The sequence below is a fragment of the Aquabacterium sp. genome (assembly GCF_041915145.1).
GTDB lineage: Bacteria > Pseudomonadota > Gammaproteobacteria > Burkholderiales > Burkholderiaceae_C > Aquabacterium.
The window spans coordinates 1-17,657 of sequence record NZ_JAYSBZ010000018.1; the positions used below are offsets into that span (position 1 = coordinate 1).

Genomic DNA, 17,657 nt, shown 5'->3' on the forward strand with positions numbered 1-17,657 from the left:
TCTTCGTGGCCCTGGTGGGCAGCCTGGTCGGCACCAGTCTGCCGGGGCCGGGCTGGTGGCCGGCTGGTTTTGGCGTGGGCGTGGGCTGGGTGCTGTGCGTGGGCTTCGGCTTGCCGCCGGTGCTGCAGCTGGCCCGCGTGCCGGCGCTGCGCGTGATGCGGCGCGATTTGGGCGAGCCGCGCGCCGCGTCGCTGGGCGTGATGCTGGGCGCGGGCCTGGGCTTTGCCGCGCTGCTGTGGGGCGTGGCCGCCGAACCCAAGCTGGGTGCCTGGGCGGTGGGGGGCTTTGCGGGCGCGGCCGCCGTGTTTGCGCTCGGTGCGGCAGCGGTGATGGCGCTCTTGCGCCGCCTGCTGCTGTCGCCGCTGGCGGGGCGCTGGCCGTCTTGGTTGCGGCTGGCCACGCGCCAGCTGGCGTCGCGTCCGGGCATGGGGCTGGTGCAGGTGACCTCGCTCGGCCTCGGGCTCTTTGCCTTGATCTTGCTGGTGCTGCTGCGTACCGACCTGATCGACAGCTGGCGCAAGGCCACGCCGCCCGATGCGCCCAACCGCTTCGTCATCAACGTGCTGCCCGATCAGGCGCAAGCGTTTCAAGACCACCTGCGCGCGCAGGGCGTGAGTCGCTTCGACTGGTACCCCATGGTGCGCGGCCGCCTGGTGGCCGTGAACGGCCAGAGCGTGCGCCCCGAGGCCTACGCCGACGATCGCGCCAAACAACTGGTGGACCGCGAATTCAACCTCAGCTACGCGGCGGCCGTGCCCGCGCACAACCCGGTGGTGCAGGGCCGCTGGCAGGCCGAGGAGCCCGACGCGCTGAGCATCGAAGAAGGCATCATGAAGCGACTCAACCTGAAGCTGGGTGACCGCCTGCGCTTCGAGGTGGCCGCGCAGCCGGTCGAAGGGCGCATCACCAGCGTGCGCAAAGTGGACTGGGCCTCGATGCGTGCCAACTTCTTCGTGATGTTTCCGCGCGCCGATCTGCCCGAGGTGCCCGCCACCTACATCGCGGCGTTCAAGGCGCCGGGGTCGCCTACCTTTGACTCGGGCCTGGCACGCAGCTTCCCGAACCTCACGGTGGTGGACGTGAGCGCGCAGATCGCGCAGATGCAGGGCGTGCTCGATCAGGTGATCCGCGCCGTCGAGTTCTTGTTCGTCTTCACGCTGGCGGCGGGGCTGGCCGTGCTGGCGGCGGCCCTGGTGGCCAGCCGCGAGTCGCGCGCCAAAGAATTTGCCGTGCTGCGCGCCCTGGGGGCCGGCAACCAGTTGCTGGGCCGCGTGCAAGGCGCCGAGCTGCTCGGCGTGGGCGCGCTGGCCGGCGGGCTGGCCTCGGCGGCCGCGCTCACGCTGGGCTGGGTGCTGGCCGAGAAGGTGTTCGAGTTTGACTGGGGCGCGCCACTGTGGTGGCTGCCGCTGGGCGCGGCCCTGGGTGCCGTGCTGGCTTGGGGCGCGGGCTGGTGGGGCTTGCGTGAGGTGCTGGCGCGCCCGGTGGGGCAGTCGCTGCGCGAGGCCACCTGACGGGCGTCGCGCAGCTTGCGAGGGGCTTAGAAGCCCAAGCTTGAGCCGGCGCCGAGCAGCGTCGCCACGCCCAGCAGGGCGAACACGCCGGCGGCGATGCCGTGCACCAGCTTCATCGGGATCTTGGCGGCCAGCTTGTCGCCCACGAACACGGCGGGCACGTCGGCAATCAGCATGCCCAGCGTGGTGCCGGCCACAACGAGCAGCGGGTTGGAGTAGTGCGCGGCCATGGCCACGGTGGCGATCTGTGTCTTGTCGCCCATCTCGGCCAGGAAGAAGGTGACCACGGTGGCGCCGAACACGCCCAGGCGCTGCGCGATGGTGGCTTCGTCGTCCTCGATCTCGTCGGGGATCAGCGTCCAGATCGCCATGCCGATGAACGACGCACCCAGCACCCAGCGCATGATGCCGGGCGACACGTGCGCGGTGATCCAGGCGCCCAGCGCGCCGGCCAGGCCGTGGTTGACGATGGTGGCCAGCAGGATGCCGGCAATGATGGGCACGGGCCGCTTGAAGCGCGCGGCGAGCAAGAAGGCGAGGAGCTGGGTCTTGTCGCCGATTTCAGCGAGGGCCACGACACCGGTCGAGACGAGCAGGGATTCCATGAACATTCCAATACCGAGCGGGCGAGTGGCTACTCGTCCAGAGCGGCTGGCATTCTAGGTTCTGGCTTCCGTGGATTCAGGTTGGTGCGCCTCGCGAAACTCCGACGGCGAGCGGCCATATTCGCGGCGAAAGGCTTGGCTGAACGCCGTTTTCGAGTGGTAGCCCACGCTCTCGGCGATCAGCCCGATGGGCTGGCTGGAGCCGGCCAGCTGCCGCGCCGCCAACCGCATGCGGTGCTGCGTCAGGTAGGCCAGCGGCGGCATGCCCAGCGCCTGGGTGAAGCGGTCGGCAAAGGCCGAGCGCGAGAGGTGGGCGATCTCGGCGAGCTCGCTCACGCTCCAGCTGCGCTCGGGCTGGCGATGCAATTGGCCGAGCGCGGCCGACAGGGCCTTGTCGCGCAACGCGGCCAGCCAGTTGCCCGAACCCTCGGGCAGGGCTTCGAGGTAGTCGCGCACGCACTGGATCAGCACGATATCGCCCAGGCGGTTGACCACCGCCTGCTGAGCCGGGCGCCGGGAACGGATCTCCTGCTCCAGAAACTGCAGCCCGATCGCCAGCCATAGCGGCGGCAGGGCGCCCTGGCTGCGGATGTGCAGCAGCGGCGGCAAAGCGGCCACCAGCGGCGCGCCCATGATGACGTCGTAGCGCGAGTGGCCGCTCACCAGCGTGGCGGACTCGCCGCCGCCACCGCCGATATCGAGCTCTTCGCCCGGCCGGCGGGCAATCTCGTCGAGCAGGTCGATGGCGTGCGCCACCGGGCCGCGCGGTTGATCTTGAATGAGATGCGGCTCGCCCGAGGGCAGGATCAGCACGTCGCCCTGTTGCATGCACACCGGCGCGTGGCCGTCGCGTGCCAGCCAGGCCTGGCCGCTGGTCATGATGTGGAAGCTCGCCAGCCCCGGGGTGCTCATGCGCAGGGCCCAGGGCGCACTCAGCCGTGCGTAGGCGAAGGCGGCGCCTTGCATGCGCATGTCGTCAAGAATCAGGCTGAGGGTGTCCATGCTGGGCGCGGAGGGGGCGAGATCGGGTGGGCTGCGAGGGAGGCGCTACTGTGCTTGAGCCGATCAGCCGAGGCGTATCGCGAAACGCCGCCGTGGTTGCGCAATGCTCCGAGGCTAGGGATTACGCGAGTCGGTCGGCGGCGGATCGCAGCATCAAGGCGGTGTTTCAAGTGTTCTCGTTCTTGGCTTGGGTCAACAAAATTCCGCCATCGTGTAGCACTTCTTGATCTGGGTCAGGAGTGCGTTTTTTGGAGACAACCATGAGCGTGATTTCTGCCTCATCAAGCAAAGAGTGGAGCGACAAGCGTTGGCTGTGGCTCTTGAGCCCGGCCATCCCGGCGGTGTTTTCGTTGTCGCTGGTGGCGTATTTGCAGACCGGCCAATGGTGGTGCCTGTGGTTCGCCCCGGTGTTCATCCACCTGATCATGCCGATCCTGGACACAGCCTTCGGCGAAGACTTCAGCAACCCCACCGAAGCCGTGGTCGAGAAGCTCGACAAGGACATCTACTACCGCGTGCTGGTCTGGGCTTACGTGCCGTTCCAGCTGGCGGGCACCGTGTTCGGAGCCTGGTTGGCGGCCACTCACGACCTGCCCTGGTACGGTTTCATCGGCCTGGTGCTGTCGGTGGGGGCCTACAACGGCGTGGGCATTGCCACCGCGCACGAGCTCGGTCACAAAAAGGAGTCGCTCGACCGCTGGCTCGCCAAGGTGACGCTGGCGCCCACGATGTACGGCCACTTCTACGTTGAGCACAACCGCGGCCACCACAAGCGCGTGGCCACGCCCGAAGACCCGGCCAGCTCGCGCATGGGCGAAAGCTTCTGGGTGTTCTTGCCGCGCACCGTGTTCGGCAGCCTGAAGTCGGCCTGGGAGCTCGAAAAGGAGCGCCTGAACCGCCAGGGCAAGAGCGTCTGGAGCATCGACAACGACAACCTGCAGGCTTGGGCGATGTCCGTGGTGTTCTACGGTGCGTTGGTGGCCTGGCTGGGCTGGGGCGTGCTGGCCTTCTTGCTGCTGCAAGGTCTGTATGGCGCCTCGATGCTGGAGGTGGTGAACTACGTCGAGCACTATGGTCTGCTGCGCCAGAAGGACAAGACCGGCCGCTACGTGCGCTGCGAGCCCGAGCACTCGTGGAACAGCAACCACATCGTCGGCAACATCCTGCTGTATCACCTGCAGCGCCATTCCGACCACCACGCCCACCCCACGCGACGCTACCAGGCGCTGCGCCACTTCGACGAGGCGCCGCAACTGCCCAGCGGCTACGCCGGCATGATCACCGTGGCCTACTTCCCGCCGCTGTGGTTCGCCATGATGGACAAGCGCGTGGCACGCCACTACGGCGGTGATCTGAGCCGCGCCAACATCCAGCCTTCGGCTCGGGCCCGCTTGCTCGCGCGTTGGCATCAATCGAAATCCCAAGCCTGACAGGAGTCCGACTCATGAGCACCGTGGCAACCGAATTGCACCAATGGCAATGTGGCAGCTGCAGCTTCGTGTACGACGAAGCTCAGGGTTGGCCCGATGAGGGCATCCCTCCCGGCACCCGCTGGGAGGACGTGCCCCACGACTGGCGCTGCCCCGACTGCAGCTCGTCGAAAGACGACTTCAGCGCGATCGAGTTTTGAATCGGCCCGGAGCGCGCAATACGTCACTTCGAGCCCCGTCGTTTACCCGATCCTGAGGGATTTCAGCAGGCTCATGCTGCACTGCACTCGCCACAATGAACTGCATGAGTACACGCCGTGAATTTCGCTTCAGCCAAGGAGATTTCTCGCTCTACGCCCTGTTCGACGACGGCAGCGGGGCGGTGCGCTACCTCATCCTCAACGGCCACGACGAGCCGATGGACGAGTTGCCCTCCTTGGGGCAGGCTTCGGCCCTGATGGCACGTCTGGCGCAGCGCGCCAAGCTGCGTGAGGCGAGCGACAGCGGGGTCGTGTCCACCCTGAACTGAAGGGTGGCTCGCAAGTAAAAAAGGCTTCGCGGTGCGAAGCCTTTTTTCATGGCCCCGTCCGGGGCGCACGGGCTCAGTGAGCGATCGTTTGATCGATCAGGCCCATCTCGGCGCTGCTCATCAGCGACTCGATGTCCATCACGATCAACAGGCGCTCGCCCATGTGGGCAATGCCGGTGATGTAGCTCATGTCGACGGCGGTGCTGATGTCCGGCGCGGGCTTGATGGCTTCGCTCGACAGCTGCATCACGTCGCTCACCGAATCGACTACCGCGCCCAGCACGCGACCGCGCACGTTGAGCACGATCACCACGGTGAAGGCGTTGATCTCGGCCTCGCCCTCGGCGTTCAAGCAGTTGAATTTCACGCGCAGGTCCACGATCGGCACGATCACGCCGCGCAAATCGACCACGCCTTTCAGATAGGCCGGCGCGTTGGCGATGCGGGTGGGGGGTTCGTAGGATCGGATCTCCTGCACGCGCAGGATGTCGATGCCGTATTCCTCGGCGCCGAGGCGGAAGGTCAGCACTTCGCGGCCCACGTCGGCCGTGCGCGATTTGTCTCGGGCGGCATCGTTGCGCGACAGCCCGCGCAGATCGGGGCGGCCAGACGTGCCGGTTTCGGCTGGGCGGTTTTGCAGAGTCGTTTCCATGCTTGATCCTTTGCTGCGGCCGGGTCGCAGCCCTCCGTGTCGGGGCATGCCTTGCGAGTGGCGCCGCACGCCACATCGTTCTTACTATCGGCCGCCGCCACCCAAACTGAAGTCCGGATCTGCGTGAGATTTCGGTGCCATATCAAGGTGTGGCGGAATGCACACCCATCCGATCTGGCACGTGCCTAGCGCGGGCACAAAAAACCCCGCCGCTGCGGGGTTGATGGCGGACCTCGGTGCCGAGGCGGCCGGGTCAGACGTTGAACAAAAAGTTCAGCACGTCGCCGTCCTTGACCACGTATTCCTTGCCTTCTGCGCGCATTTTGCCGGCGTCCTTGGCGCCTTGCTCACCCTTGTAGGTGATGAAGTCGTCGAACGCGATGGTCTGGGCACGAATGAAGCCGCGCTCGAAGTCGGTGTGGATCACGCCCGCGGCCTGCGGGGCGGTGTCGCCGACGTGGATGGTCCAGGCGCGCACTTCCTTCACGCCGGCGGTGAAGTAGGTCTGCAGGCCCAGCAGCTTGAAGGCAGCGCGGATCAGGCGGTTGAGGCCGGGCTCCGTCTGACCCATCTCGGCGAGGAACATCGCGCGGTCTTCGTCCTCCATTTCGGAGAGTTCGGCCTCGGTCTTGGCGCAGATGGCCACGACTTCACCCTTCTGGGCCACTGCGTACTCGCGCAGGCGGTCGAGGAAGGGGTTGTTCTCGAAGCCGGTTTCCGAGACGTTGCCGACGAACATGGCGGGCTTGGCCGTGATCAGGCACAGCGGCTTCAAGATGACCAGCTCTTCCTTGCTGAAGTCGATCGAGCGCACGGGCTTGGCCTGGTCCAGGGCGGCCTGGCACTTCTCCAGCACCTTCACGAGCGCGGCGGCTTCCTTGTCGTTGCCCGAGCGGGCGGCCTTGTTGTAGCGGTGCAGGCTCTTTTCGACCGTGCCCAGGTCGGCCAGGCACAGCTCGGTCTGGATGACTTCGATGTCGGCGATCGGGTCGACCTTGCCGGCCACGTGGATCACGTTGTCGTCCTCGAAGCAGCGCACCACGTTGACGATGGCGTCGGTTTCGCGGATGTGGCTCAGGAACTGGTTGCCCAGGCCTTCGCCTTGCGAGGCACCGGCCACCAGGCCGGCGATGTCCACGAATTCGACGATGGCCGGCAGGATGCGTTCGGGCTTGACGATCTCGGCCAGCGCAGCCAGGCGCGGGTCGGGCACTTCAACGACGCCGACGTTGGGCTCGATGGTGCAGAAAGGGTAGTTCTCGGCCGCGATGCCGGCTTTGGTGAGGGCGTTGAACAGGGTGGACTTGCCGACGTTGGGCAAGCCCACGATGCCGCATTTGAGGCTCATGGAGGCGTCCGCAGCGCAACGGGTGCGCAAAGAGTGGGGAGTGAGGCACGCGGCGGGCCCGATCTGGCGGGGCCGCCGCGTGGCGAGAGCCCGATTTTAAGGGGCTCAGTGCCGCGCCACGCGGGCATCGGCCCACAGCCGCACGTCTTGCAGCAGCTTGAGCTTTTCGATCGGCTTGGTCAGCACGTGGTTCATGCCGGCGGCCAGGCAGGCGTCGCGGTCGTCGGTGAAGGCGCTGGCCGTCAGGCCGATCACGGGCACGTCTTGCGCGGCGCGGCCCGCTTCGCCACGGCGCAGGCGCCGGGTGGTTTCCAGGCCGTCCATCTCGGGCATATGCCAGTCCATCAGCACGACATCGCTGCCGTCTTCTCGCAGATGCGCCAGAGCCTGGGCGCCGGTTTCGACCACAGCCACTGTGGCGCCGGCCGCCGACAGCATCTCAGACGCGAGCATGCTGTTCACCGGGTCGTCTTCCACCACCAGCACGTGCAGGCCTTTCAGGCAGGGGCCGTCGATGGGGGCCGGGCGCGCAGCCGGAGCTTCGACGCGAGGCATCGGCAGCACGATCTCGACTTGCGTGCCCACCCCCAGCGTGCTGTGCAAGTCCAACTGGCCGTTCATCAGGCCGACCAGTTCGCGGGTGATGGTCAGGCCCAGCCCGGCGCCGCCCAACTGCTCGCCGGCGGGGCGCTGGACTTGATGGAAGGCCTCGAACACGCGCTGCTGCTGCTGAGGGCTCAGACCGGGGCCGGTGTCGGTGACCAAGAAGCGCACGTCGTCGCCGCGCCCGCCGCGCTCGATGCGCAGCGCCACGCTGCCGTGCTGCGTGAACTTCACGGCGTTGGCCAGCAGGTTGATCAGCACCTGCGACAGCCGCAACACATCGCCGCTGCGGTAGAGCGGCAGGTCGGCGTCGATGCTGCTGTGCAGGGCCAGACCCTTGGCCTGGGCTTGCTGCGTCACGGCTTGCACGGCTTGCGCGGCAATGTCGCGCAAGTCGAGGGGCTGGGTCGCCAGCTCGAGCTTGCCGGCCTCGATGCGCGAGAGGTCGAGCACCTGGTCGATCAAGGTCAGCAAATGGGTGCCGCTGCGCCGAATGGTGTCAATCAGTAACTCGTCACGGGCGCTGGCCTGGCTGTGGCGACCGTCGCGCAGCAGTTCGGCCGAGGCCAGCACCGCGTGCAGCGGGGTGCGCAGTTCGTGGCTCATCACGGCCAGGAAGCGGCCCTTGGCCTGCGATGCCGCCTCGGCAGCTGCTTTGGCCTGACTGAGTTCGGCGGTGCGCCTGTGCACCATGCGGTCGACGTCGGCCGGCGTGGTCGGCTCGAATTCGGGCAGTTTGCTGGCGGCCGCGGCCACATTGCGGCGCACGCGCACCAGGTTCACCAAGCCGACCAGAAACACCGATTGGGCGATTGCCCCGTTCACGAATATCGACCAACCGGCGCCGTGCCAGTTCAAGTCGGGCTGCGCCAGCGTGACGAGCAGGGCGGGGCTGCCCACGGCGCAAAACACGGTGATCGCCAGCGTCAGCGCCCAGGTGCTGGTCCAGGTGGCGAGCAGCAACAGATACAGCAGAGGCAGGCACTGAAACAGCGTGCTCAGCCACACCGGGCTCATCGGGCGGGTGCCGATCAACATGGTCAGGGCACTGAAGCCGAGGTAGCCGGCAATGCCCAGCACGGCCAGGCGCTGCACCCACATCAGGCTATAGGGGCGACGCAAGAGGGTCAGAAACAGCGCGCCCATGAACAGGGCCAGCAAGGGCGCGGCCCAGCGGTCATGCGGTTCGATGATGCCTTGAGCCGATTCGGCCAGCCACAACAAAAGCATGACCGCCGCGGCAACGGCGAACATGACGACGGCACTGCGGCGTTCGATCAGCGTGAGTAGGCGATCCTCGCGAGACGAAGCAGGCTGCGCAAAGGCCTGGGCCACAACGACAGGATGGTGCGCGGTCAGCGGACTCATACAGCGAAATCGGCAACCTCTTGTGGCGAAAGGTGTCCGCATGATCGCAGGAACGTTTTGTTGCGCAAGAGGGTGGAGCCAGGTGTAGCCCTCAGCCGGCCCCCCATTTCATGTGCCCAGATATGCCTTTTTTCGGAGAGAAAACACCCTCCCCAATAGGGGTGGGCAGCCCGGCGGAAAAATCCGTCGAAAGAGGCAATAAATGTTGCGGGATGCCCACAAAAATTCAATTGAATCAGTGACTTACCGTTGTCACTTCAGTGTGCACTTCAAGTTTGGGGTGAAACCCTTGGTGCGCGCTGTGCGTTCCAGTCGGTGGCTGGCGACGCGGCTGCCTAGAATCCGCACATGACCGCATCGACAACTTCTCCTGAACCTCGCTTCGACATCTGCATCCGCGGCTCCGGTGCCGTGGGGCGTGCGCTGGCGCTGGCCTTGTCCAGCCAGGGGTGGCGCGTGGCCATCGTGGGGGCGCAACGTCCGCGTTTGGCGCCTGGCGGCGCGACAGCAGCGACCGATTTGCGCGCCTATGCGCTCAACGCCCGCTCGGTGGCCCTGTTGCAGCAACTCAAGGTGTGGGACGCCGTGCAGCGCGCCGATGCTGCTCGCGTGGTCGAAATGCGGGTGTTCGGCGATGCGTCCGGGCATCTGGAGTTCTCGGCGTGGGAGCAGCACGAAACCGAACTTGCGTGGATCGTCGATGCGCAGTCGCTCGAAGACACCCTGGGCGACGCCCTGCGCTACGCCCCTCACGTGAGCCAGCTCGACCAGGCGCCCGGCGATGCCGAGGTCGCGCTGACCGCGATCTGCGAAGGCGCGCGGTCATCGACCCGCGATGCGCTGGGCGCGGGCGTCGAGCGCTTCGAATACGGACACTTGGCGATCGCCACGCGCTTGATCGCCGATCGGCCGCACAACGGCGTGGCCTGGCAGTGGTTCCGCTCGCCCGACATCCTGGCGCTGCTGCCGTTCAACCGTCCGCAGCCGGCGCAGTCGTACGGCCTGGTGTGGTCGCTGCCGCGTGCCGAGTCCGAACGCTTGCTGGCGCTCGACGATGCCGCCTTTGAAGACGCGCTCAACCAGGCCACCGGCGGGGCGGCTGGGCGTTTGCGGCTAGGGGCCGAGCGCGCTTCGTGGCCGATGCGCTTGATGCGCGTGTCGCAGTGGACTGGTCCGGGCTGGGTGCTGCTGGGCGATGCCGCGCACCAGGTCCATCCGCTGGCCGGGCAAGGGTTGAACCTTGGCTTGGCGGACGTGGCGGCGCTGGCGCGCATTCTTGGCGCCGTGCGGCAGAACGAGCCGTGGCGTTCGCCAGCCGATGAGCGCGTGCTGCGGCGTTATGCCCGCGAGCGCGCCTGGCCCACGGCGGCCATGGCGGGTGTCACCGATGGCTTGCTGCATCTTTTTGCGCATCAATCCCTAGCTTCGCGGGAACTTCGCAACAAGGGGCTGACTCTGCTTCAGCACCTGCCCTTCATCAAGAAGCGGCTCATCGGTCAGGCCATGGATGCCTGACCGCATCGCCTGACATCAACACCTGATAGCCTGACGAATGCGTCGGGGCGAGCCGCACTGAACCACGACTGAACCACGGGCTGGCCCATCTCCATCTAGGAACCTCATGAAAAAGCATCACCTGATTGCGCTGGCCGCAACCTGCTTGCTCGGCACGCTGGCACGCGCCGACGAAGCCGAGATCCGCTCCAAGCTGCCACAGCGCTTGCCTGAGCTGCCGAAGGTCGAGGACGTTCGGCCGTCCGCCATGCCGGGCTTGTATGAGGTCGTGGTGGCGGGCGGCGAGATCGTCTACACCGACGAGCACGGCGAGTACATGATCCACGGCGATCTGATCCAGACCAAGGGCCAGCGCAACCTCACCGAAGAGCGCCAGGCCAAGCTGACGCAGTTCGACTTCAACAGCCTGCCGCTGCAAGACGCGGTGGTCTGGAAGGCCGGCACCGGCAAGCGCCGCATGGCCATCTTTGCCGACCCCAACTGCGGCTACTGCAAGCGGCTGGAGCGCGATCTTCAGCAGCTCAAGGACGTGACCGTCTACACCTTCCTGATCCCGATTCTGGGGGGCGACTCGCCGCAGAAGGCGCAGAACATCTGGTGCTCGAAGAACGCCACCCAGGCCTACCGCGACTGGATGCTCGACGGCGTGGTCCCGTCGCGCTTCATGGGCATGACCTGCAACTCGCCGCTGGAGCGCAACCTCACCCTGGCGCGCAAGCTGCGCGTCGAGGCCACGCCGGCCCTGTTCTTCGAAAACGGTTCGCGCCTGCGTGGCGCGGCCAGCGTGCCCGAACTCGAAAAGCGCTTGTCGGGCGGCAAGTCCTGATCGGGCCGGACACTGCTTAGCCGCACGGTGGCCGCGACGAATTCTGGCGCTGCGGCGATGCGCGCTCACTGGTTTGCCGGACTTGCTGGTTTCTGGCCTGTGAGCTTGGTTTCTCCGCGCAGCGGCGGGCCATCGATCAGCATGTCGAGGTAGTTCTGCTCGTCCTGGTGGGCGCGCATGCGTACCGGCAGATATTCGAGGTTCGGCGCGAACCACAGCTCCACGGTCAGATCCGGCTTGCCCGGGCGCGGGGGCACGCGTGGCTTGACGTGCACCGTGGGTAGCGCGCCCAGCGGGGTGTCGAGCGTTTCCATGCCGATCACGTCGTAGGTGATGGGCTCCTGCTTGCGCGGCAGGGCCAGCGGAATCACGACCACGTTGCCTGCCGCAAGCTGGCTCGGGTTGGTGGTGAACGAGTAGGTGAACTGGACGAACAGGCTGGCAGCGTCTTGCACGCCGGGCAGCCTGGGCTCGCGTTTGCCGCTCTCGCTCAATTCGACCTCGTCGCCCTCGAACAGCACGTATTTGCGCTTGGGCGAGGCGATGGCGACCTTGGTTTCCTCGTCGTAGCGGCGCGGGTGCAGGCCTTGCTCGCTGATCTCGCCATCGCTGCTCACGCTCCGTCTGAAGATGGGCGCGAACTTCGGCCCGATGATGGTGTCCACATGCACTTGGTAGTGCGTGCCCGACAGCAGCCAGTCGACTTGCGCGCTGCCTTGCACCTCGCCGCGATATTGCCCCGTGAGCTTGAACTTGATGCGAGTGGACGCGGGCCATTCGAAGGGCTTGGCCGTCGCCGTCGCGCTGGATGCCGCCGGTTGCGGCGCCGATGCGGCGGCCTGGGCGCTGCTGGCTGACGAAGCCGGCGCTTCAGGCTGCGAGGCGGCACTGGCCGCGGTTGCCACCGCGTTGGGGCCGGATGCGCCGAGGTCGGGTGCCGATGCGACGGGCGCCGGGGCGGACGCTGCTTCGTCGGGCGGCGGCAGGGCCTTGCGCTTGGGGCGACCGGGCAGCTTTTTCGTGGGCGGCGGGGCGATGGCTTGCGGCGGGGCCGACAAGCGCACCTCGCTGACGAAGTTCACGTCGATGCGGTCGGGTGCGCGGCTCGCCGGGGCGAGCTCGGCCAGTTGAGTCAGCAGCGCGTCGGTGAAGAACACGTGCGCCGCGATCACCGCCAGCACCAGCAGCACCGCGACACGTCGATGCTTGAGCGGCATCATGCCGGCGTCGTGCTCCCCAGCCATGCTTGCCGGGCGAGTTGCGCAGTCTCGGTGGCGGTCGCGTCAGGCTTGATGCTGACCAGGCCTTGCGCCGGCACCCTGGGCGCCTGCAGTGGCAGCGAGAGCAGGCGCTGGTCGCGTGCCACGAGCAGGGTCGGCCTGACTGCCGTGGCCAGTTTGCCCTTGGTGGCTCGCGCGGCCGGGGCAGGTTGGGCGGCCAGCAAGGTGCTCAGGTCATCGGGCTTGCGCAGGCGCCAGGTGTCGAGCGCCAGCAATTCGTCGCCCGCAGCCACGCCGGATACCTCGGCGGCCGAGCCGCGCATCACGGCTTGCACCTTCAACCCCGCTGGGGTTTCGCTCAGTCGCATGCCCAGCTCTTGCGGGGTGCGCGGCGGCTGGTTCACGGGTGTGGTTTGCCAGCTCAAGCCGTGGTGGCCCAGCAGCTTTCCGAGCGGCAGTTCGCCGGTGCCGTGCACCCAGGCGTCGAACTCGGCATCGAGCGGGCGGCCGGCTTCGGCCGCGAGGGCCTGGCGGATGTCGCCTTCCGCGATGCCGCGTTGCAGGGCCCACAGCCGGTGCATCACGCCGTCCAGCGTGCCGCCGTGCTGCCGCAACGTCAGGTCGAAGGCCAGCGCCACCAGCGAGCCCTTGGTGTAGTAGCTCACGGTGGCGTTGGCGGTGTTTTCGTCGGGGCGGTAGTACTTGACCCAGGCGTCGAAGCTGGCTTGCGCCACGCTCTGCACCGCGCGGCCCGGCGTGGCGAGCACCTGGTTGACGGTCTTGCTCAGCAGCTGCAGGTAGCGCGGCTCGTCGATCAGGCCGGCGCGGCGCAGCAGCAGGTCGTCGTAGTACGAGGTGAAGCCCTCGAAGAACCACAGCAGTTGCGTGTAGTTCTCTTGCGTGTAGTCGTAGGGTTCGAATTCGCGCGGCTTCAGTCGCTTGACGTTCCAGGTGTGGAAGTACTCGTGGCTGATCAGGCCCAGCAGCGTGACGTAGCCGTCGCTCAGCCGCTGGTCGCCCACGCGGGGCAGGTCGCGGCGCGAGGCGATCAGTGCGGTGCTGGCGCGGTGTTCGAGTCCGCCATAGCCCTCGTCCACCACGTTGAGCATGAACACATAGCGCTTGAACGGCGGCTTGCCCTTGCCATGCCAGAACACGATTTGCGCTTCGCAGATCTTGCGGGCGTCGGCCAGCAGGCGGTCGCTGTCGAAGCCCGGCCAGGCGCCGGCCACCACGAACTCATGCGGCACGCCGCGCGCCTTGAAGCTGCCGCGCCAGAACGTGCCCAGCTCGACCGGGTGGTCGACCAGCTCGTCGTAGTCGGCCGCCTGGTAGTCGCCCGCGCCGAGCGCGTTGACCTTGGCTGCCGGCAGCGCGGTCGCCACCGACCAGCCCTTGGGCAGGCCGCCGATGCACACCTGATGCGGCTGCGCCTCGCGGCCGTGCACGCGCAAGAACACGCTGGTGCCGTTGAAGAAGCCGCGTTGCGCGTCCAAGAAGGCGGTACGCACCGAGTTGTCGAAGGCGTAGACGAGGTAGCTGACCGTCAGCGTGCCGCGGCCGTTGCAGGTGGCTACCCAGGTGGTCTTGTCGCGTTGCTCCAGGGGCACGACCCGCGTGCCTTGCCGCGCTTCGAGCTGCGACAGATGCCGCGCGAATTCGCGCACCAGGTAGCTGCCGGGGATCCACACCGGCAGGCTCAGCACCTGCTCGGCGGCCGGTTGGGGCACGCTCAGCGTGACGCGAAACAGGTGGGCATGCGTGTCGGCTACCTCGATCTGGTAGCGCACGGCGGCGAGCGGCGCGGTCACATCAACTCCAGGCTGCGGCGATGAAACAGCTCAGCGAAGCGACGACGGACAGGCGAAAACGCAGCGTGAGCCAAGCCGCCGCGCCCCACGAGGGGTAGTGCTTGCGGTCGTTCAGGTAGCACACGATGAGGGTCACGCCGTGCACCACGAGGCCGGCATAAGGCGGCATGACGACCGCGATCCAGGCGACCAGCGAGGGCACGACGCCCCAAGTCAGGCGGTCGTCCAGCTTCGGCGCGCCGCCGCGCATGGCCAGCCCCCAATGGATGCCGGCCAGGAAGGACACGATCACTGCGGCGTATTTCGACAGGGCGTCCACCACGAAGTGATGCTCTTCGAGATGGGCGTCGGGGCGCAGCAGGCCGATCAGGATGACGCCCAGCACGAAGGGCAGAAGGCCCAGGTAGCCCAGGCGCAGGGCATGCGGTGTCGGGTGGGTAGGGTTGGTGCGGGGGGCGGTCGGAATGTTCGGAGGGACGGCCATGGTCGGGTCAGGCAGGGGGTGAAGCCAGGAGGTCGAGTGGTGGGGACACGTCAGGGTAGTCCGGCCGTCAAGCCGGCATGCGCCCGAGCCCCGATTGTCGCCGTAGTCTGAGCGCGCGTGCCATGGGGCCGGGGCGGCAGAGGGGGGGCATTCAGCTGGCCAGGAATGCAAAGACCGCCGGAATGTGATCGGGCAAGGCTGTGGGGCGGCTGCGCCACTTGGCGACCGGGTCGGTGCGGGTGAATCCGCCATCCAGCGTCAACCCGCAGCTCACGCTCAGCCAGGTGCGCTCGTGCAGGTGTTCGGTCAGGGCCGACAGCAGCGCGGCGTTGCGGTAGGGCGTCTCGATCACCAGCTGGGTCTGGTTGGCACGGCGCGACAGCTGCTCCAGCTCGTGCAGCCGCTGGGCCCGCTCGGCGCGATCCACCGGCAGGTAGCCGACGAAGGCGAAGCTCTGCCCGTTGAGGCCGCTGGCGGCAACCGCCAACACCAGCGAGCTCGGGCCGGCCAGAGGCACCACCGGGATGCCGTGCTGGTGTGCCACCTTGACCAGCGCGGCGCCGGGGTCTGCCACGCCGGGCAAACCTGCTTCTGAGATCAAGCCCATATCGTGGCCGTTCTGTGCCGGAGCGAGCAGGCGTTTGAGTTCGGCATCGGCCGATGCGCCGGGGGCGTCCTTGCGTTGACCTTTGGGCGGGCGCGGCAGCTCGGTGATGGCCACGTCTTGCAGCGGGCCGCTGAGGGGCGCCACGGCGTCGACCCGCTTCAGAAACAGGCGTGTCGATTTGGCGTTCTCGGCGGCCCAGTAGCGCAGGGCAGCTGCCTGGGTCAGCACGCCCTGCGGCAGCACCTGGCGGATGTCCGGCAATGCGGACGGGTCGGACCCGGCGCCCAGATCCAAAGTGTTGGGAACCAGAAACAGTCGCCCGGTCGCTGGCGATGTGGCTGTGGTCATGGGCGGGCCTTGTCGCTTTGCCCGGCTCTGACCCGGGTCAATTCGATCAGCGGATCCCAGCCGGCTTCGCGTAGCAGCGCGCAGGTCTGGATGAGCGGCAGGCCGATCAGCGCCGTGGGGTCGTCGGACTCGATGGCTTCCAGCAAGGTCACGCCCAGCCCCTCGGACTTGGCGCTGCCCGCGCAGTCGTAGGGCTGTTCGGCGCGCAGGTACGTTTCGATTTCGGCATCCGACAACGTGCGGAACTTCACACGCACCGGCACGTCCACCACGCGCTCGAAGCCGGTGTCGCGGCGTACCACGGCCAGCGCGGTGTGAAAGACCAGCGCTTGTCCGCTCATCATGCGCAGCTGCGCGGTGGCCCGCTCGTGGTTGCCGGGCTTGCCGATGGGTTGTCCGTGCAGGTCGGCCACCTGATCCGAGCCAATTACTACCGCGTGCGGGAATTGCCGCGCTATCGCTCGTGCCTTGGCCAGGGCCAGGCGAGGCGCCAAGGCCGCCGGGCTTTCGTCGGCCCGAGGGGTTTCATCGACATCGGGGGCGGCGACCTCGAAGGGCGTGCCCAGTCGTTGCAGAAGCTCTTTGCGGTAGCGCGATGTGGAGCCCAGCACCAAGGTGGGCCGGGGCAGGTGGTCGGTCTTGCTCATGTCCGAATTGTCCCATTCCGGATGCCCGGCCTGCCCGGATGGCATCGTGGCGACAGGCGCCGGCATACACTGCCGGCCATGAAGAACGAGTTCAATCCGCTCAAGCTCGACGTGGCCGCTTTCGCGCGTGCCCAAGCCACGTTGGGCGGAGTCTGGTCGCTCAGCGAGCTGGATCGGCTGCGCGCCTACGTACCCGCCGAAGTGCCCCCGGAGGCGCTTCAGCCGGTGGAGTGGGATGTGCAAGGCGAGCAGCGAGCCATTCGCGGCGGCGCGCACGAAATCTGGCTGCATCTGCACGCCAAGTTGACGCTGCCGATGGAGTGCCAACGTTGCCTGCATGCGGTTGACGAGCAACTGGTCGTGCAGCGGTCGGTGCGCTTTGTCGCCGATGAAGAAGCTGCGGCCGAACTCGATGCCGAGTCGGACGACGACGTGCTGGTGCTCAGCCGGGCCTTTGATTTGCGCTGCTTGATCGAGGATGAGTTGATCCTCGAGCTGCCCCTTGTGCCTCGGCACGAAGTGTGTCCGCAACCGTTGCCGGTGGTGGTTGATGAGCTGCCCGATGTGGCCGCAGAGCCTGAACCGGGCGAGGCAGACGACGGCGGGCGTCCGAACCCGTTTGCGGCGCTGGCAGCCCTGAAAAAGGGTGATTCGTCCGGCCAGCATTGAGCCGAATTTGCCGTTCCCGCTGGTCGGCTGGAGAAAGCCCATCTGCCCATGCTAGAATTTTCGATTTTCCGGGTAATGACGCCCGGGTCAATCCCAGGAGTCCATCATGGCCGTTCAACAGAACAAGAAGTCGCCCTCCAAGCGCGGTATGCACCGCTCGCACAATGCCCTGACCAACCCCGGCACGGCAATCGAGCCCACCACGGGTGAAACGCACCTGCGTCACCACATCAGCCCGACCGGTTTTTATCGCGGTCGCAAGGTGTTGAAGACCAAAGCCGACGCTGCCTGAGCGTAGCGGCGGTCACGGCAGGTTTGCCGTGCTTGCATGCATCTGGTCAGCCCGAGCTTCTCGGGTGACCTCCAGCTCAGTATCTCGTCAGGCGCTCGCCATCAGGGCGCGTCGTACTGAGTTGCTGAAACATCGAATTCACCAGGGTCTGGCTGGTCGTCCGGGTCGCTTTGTTGCGCTCGTCCTGACG

18 protein-coding genes are annotated in these 17,657 nt (G+C 67.0%); 8 read left to right on the forward strand and 10 right to left on the reverse strand.

What is annotated here, in order from left to right; translation table 11 throughout:
• On the forward strand, positions 1–1,511 hold a 1,511-nt coding region (locus ACE3SS_RS05130), incomplete at its 5' end, for an ABC transporter permease (RefSeq protein ID WP_374592027.1).
• A 26-nt stretch (positions 1,512–1,537) separates the two neighbouring features.
• Here ACE3SS_RS05130 and ACE3SS_RS05135 read toward each other — a convergent pair.
• Together ACE3SS_RS05135 and ACE3SS_RS05140 are read right to left on the reverse strand one after the other, a co-directional pair.
• Complete coding sequence (locus tag ACE3SS_RS05135; protein WP_374592029.1) at positions 1,538–2,116, reverse strand: TMEM165/GDT1 family protein; 579 nt, start codon at positions 2,114–2,116, stop codon at positions 1,538–1,540.
• A 54-nt stretch (positions 2,117–2,170) separates the two neighbouring features.
• On the reverse strand, positions 2,171–3,118 hold the full coding sequence (locus ACE3SS_RS05140) for an AraC family transcriptional regulator (RefSeq protein WP_374592031.1): 948 nt from the start codon (positions 3,116–3,118) through the stop codon (positions 2,171–2,173).
• Positions 3,119–3,378: 260 nt separating this feature from the next.
• On the opposite strand from ACE3SS_RS05140, the gene ACE3SS_RS05145 reads away from it, so the two are divergent.
• The 3 genes from ACE3SS_RS05145 (at position 3,379) to ACE3SS_RS05155 (ending at position 5,077) form a co-directional block, all read left to right on the forward strand.
• A complete protein-coding gene (locus ACE3SS_RS05145) occupies positions 3,379–4,548 on the forward strand; it encodes an alkane 1-monooxygenase (RefSeq protein WP_374592033.1) in 1,170 nt (389 codons plus the stop codon).
• A gap of 35 nt (positions 4,549–4,583) precedes the next feature.
• The gene (locus tag ACE3SS_RS05150; RefSeq protein WP_374592113.1) at positions 4,584–4,748 is read left to right on the forward strand and encodes a rubredoxin; all 165 of its coding nucleotides are present in this window, start codon (positions 4,584–4,586) and stop codon (positions 4,746–4,748) included.
• A gap of 104 nt (positions 4,749–4,852) precedes the next feature.
• On the forward strand, positions 4,853–5,077 hold the full coding sequence (locus ACE3SS_RS05155; RefSeq protein WP_374592035.1) for a hypothetical protein: 225 nt from the start codon (positions 4,853–4,855) through the stop codon (positions 5,075–5,077).
• 73 nt (positions 5,078–5,150) lie between these two features.
• On the opposite strand, the gene ACE3SS_RS05160 is transcribed toward ACE3SS_RS05155, so the two are convergent.
• From ACE3SS_RS05160 to ACE3SS_RS05170, 3 genes are all read right to left on the reverse strand, one after another.
• Complete coding sequence (locus tag ACE3SS_RS05160; protein WP_374592037.1) at positions 5,151–5,729, reverse strand: chemotaxis protein CheW; 579 nt, start codon at positions 5,727–5,729, stop codon at positions 5,151–5,153.
• Between the two features lie 253 nt (positions 5,730–5,982).
• Entirely contained in the window at positions 5,983–7,077 is a 1,095-nt protein-coding gene (gene ychF / locus ACE3SS_RS05165) for a redox-regulated ATPase YchF (protein ID WP_374592038.1), read from the reverse strand.
• 105 nt (positions 7,078–7,182) lie between these two features.
• The gene (locus ACE3SS_RS05170; protein WP_374592040.1) at positions 7,183–9,048 is read right to left on the reverse strand and encodes an ATP-binding protein; all 1,866 of its coding nucleotides are present in this window, start codon (positions 9,046–9,048) and stop codon (positions 7,183–7,185) included.
• 348 nt (positions 9,049–9,396) lie between these two features.
• On the opposite strand from ACE3SS_RS05170, the gene ACE3SS_RS05175 reads away from it, so the two are divergent.
• Together ACE3SS_RS05175 and ACE3SS_RS05180 are read left to right on the forward strand one after the other, a co-directional pair.
• Positions 9,397–10,563 carry an FAD-dependent monooxygenase gene (locus ACE3SS_RS05175; protein ID WP_374592042.1) on the forward strand — a complete coding sequence of 389 codons (1,167 nt, stop codon included), beginning with the start codon at positions 9,397–9,399 and terminating at the stop codon, positions 10,561–10,563.
• Positions 10,564–10,669: 106 nt separating this feature from the next.
• Positions 10,670–11,389 (forward strand): DsbC family protein, encoded by a 720-nt coding sequence (locus tag ACE3SS_RS05180; RefSeq protein WP_374592044.1) that lies wholly within the window; start codon positions 10,670–10,672, stop codon positions 11,387–11,389.
• 65 nt (positions 11,390–11,454) lie between these two features.
• Here the strand turns inward: ACE3SS_RS05180 and ACE3SS_RS05185 are convergent, their stop codons facing one another.
• The 5 genes from ACE3SS_RS05185 to ACE3SS_RS05205 form a co-directional block, all read right to left on the reverse strand.
• On the reverse strand, positions 11,455–12,633 hold the full coding sequence (locus tag ACE3SS_RS05185; RefSeq protein ID WP_374592046.1) for a DUF3108 domain-containing protein: 1,179 nt from the start codon (positions 12,631–12,633) through the stop codon (positions 11,455–11,457).
• On the reverse strand, positions 12,606–14,420 hold the full coding sequence (locus tag ACE3SS_RS05190; RefSeq protein ID WP_374592048.1) for a M61 family metallopeptidase: 1,815 nt from the start codon (positions 14,418–14,420) through the stop codon (positions 12,606–12,608). Before ACE3SS_RS05190 ends, ACE3SS_RS05185 begins: the two co-directional genes overlap by 28 nt.
• A 1-nt stretch (position 14,421) precedes the next feature.
• Positions 14,422–14,904 carry a DUF3429 domain-containing protein gene (locus ACE3SS_RS05195; RefSeq protein ID WP_374592050.1) on the reverse strand — a complete coding sequence of 161 codons (483 nt, stop codon included), beginning with the start codon at positions 14,902–14,904 and terminating at the stop codon, positions 14,422–14,424.
• A gap of 151 nt (positions 14,905–15,055) precedes the next feature.
• A complete protein-coding gene (locus tag ACE3SS_RS05200) occupies positions 15,056–15,859 on the reverse strand; it encodes an SAM-dependent methyltransferase (protein ID WP_374592052.1) in 804 nt (267 codons plus the stop codon).
• Positions 15,856–16,506 (reverse strand): Maf family nucleotide pyrophosphatase, encoded by a 651-nt coding sequence (locus ACE3SS_RS05205; protein ID WP_374592054.1) that lies wholly within the window; start codon positions 16,504–16,506, stop codon positions 15,856–15,858. The genes ACE3SS_RS05200 and ACE3SS_RS05205 overlap by 4 nt, the downstream gene beginning before the upstream one ends.
• 78 nt (positions 16,507–16,584) lie before the next feature.
• Here ACE3SS_RS05205 and ACE3SS_RS05210 point away from each other — a divergent pair, with 78 nt between their 5' ends.
• Positions 16,585–17,175, forward strand: a complete 591-nt coding sequence (locus ACE3SS_RS05210) for a DUF177 domain-containing protein (RefSeq protein WP_374592056.1) — start codon at positions 16,585–16,587, stop codon at positions 17,173–17,175.
• A gap of 106 nt (positions 17,176–17,281) precedes the next feature.
• Positions 17,282–17,467, forward strand: a complete 186-nt coding sequence (rpmF, locus tag ACE3SS_RS05215) for a 50S ribosomal protein L32 (protein WP_374592058.1) — start codon at positions 17,282–17,284, stop codon at positions 17,465–17,467.
• Positions 17,468–17,657: the final 190 nt, after the last annotated feature.

Bases quoted from the DNA above. Each gene is read 5' to 3' on its own strand.
- ACE3SS_RS05195 (WP_374592050.1), bottom strand. From the start codon at position 14,904: ATGGCCGTCCCTCCGAACATTCCGACCGCCCCCCGCACCAACCCTACC.
- ACE3SS_RS05170 (WP_374592040.1), bottom strand. From the start codon at position 9,048: ATGAGTCCGCTGACCGCGCACCATCCTGTCGTTGTGGCCCAGGCCTTT.
- ACE3SS_RS05200 (WP_374592052.1), bottom strand. From the start codon at position 15,859: ATGACCACAGCCACATCGCCAGCGACCGGGCGACTGTTTCTGGTTCCC.
- ACE3SS_RS05155 (WP_374592035.1), top strand. From the start codon at position 4,853: ATGAGTACACGCCGTGAATTTCGCTTCAGCCAAGGAGATTTCTCGCTC.
- ACE3SS_RS05160 (WP_374592037.1), bottom strand. From the start codon at position 5,729: ATGGAAACGACTCTGCAAAACCGCCCAGCCGAAACCGGCACGTCTGGC.
- ACE3SS_RS05140 (WP_374592031.1), bottom strand. From the start codon at position 3,118: ATGGACACCCTCAGCCTGATTCTTGACGACATGCGCATGCAAGGCGCC.
- ACE3SS_RS05175 (WP_374592042.1), top strand. From the start codon at position 9,397: ATGACCGCATCGACAACTTCTCCTGAACCTCGCTTCGACATCTGCATC.
- ACE3SS_RS05135 (WP_374592029.1), bottom strand. From the start codon at position 2,116: ATGGAATCCCTGCTCGTCTCGACCGGTGTCGTGGCCCTCGCTGAAATC.
- ACE3SS_RS05180 (WP_374592044.1), top strand. From the start codon at position 10,670: ATGAAAAAGCATCACCTGATTGCGCTGGCCGCAACCTGCTTGCTCGGC.
- ACE3SS_RS05210 (WP_374592056.1), top strand. From the start codon at position 16,585: ATGAAGAACGAGTTCAATCCGCTCAAGCTCGACGTGGCCGCTTTCGCG.
- ACE3SS_RS05205 (WP_374592054.1), bottom strand. From the start codon at position 16,506: ATGAGCAAGACCGACCACCTGCCCCGGCCCACCTTGGTGCTGGGCTCC.
- ACE3SS_RS05185 (WP_374592046.1), bottom strand. From the start codon at position 12,633: ATGGCTGGGGAGCACGACGCCGGCATGATGCCGCTCAAGCATCGACGT.
- ychF (WP_374592038.1), bottom strand. From the start codon at position 7,077: ATGAGCCTCAAATGCGGCATCGTGGGCTTGCCCAACGTCGGCAAGTCC.
- rpmF (WP_374592058.1), top strand. From the start codon at position 17,282: ATGGCCGTTCAACAGAACAAGAAGTCGCCCTCCAAGCGCGGTATGCAC.
- ACE3SS_RS05145 (WP_374592033.1), top strand. From the start codon at position 3,379: ATGAGCGTGATTTCTGCCTCATCAAGCAAAGAGTGGAGCGACAAGCGT.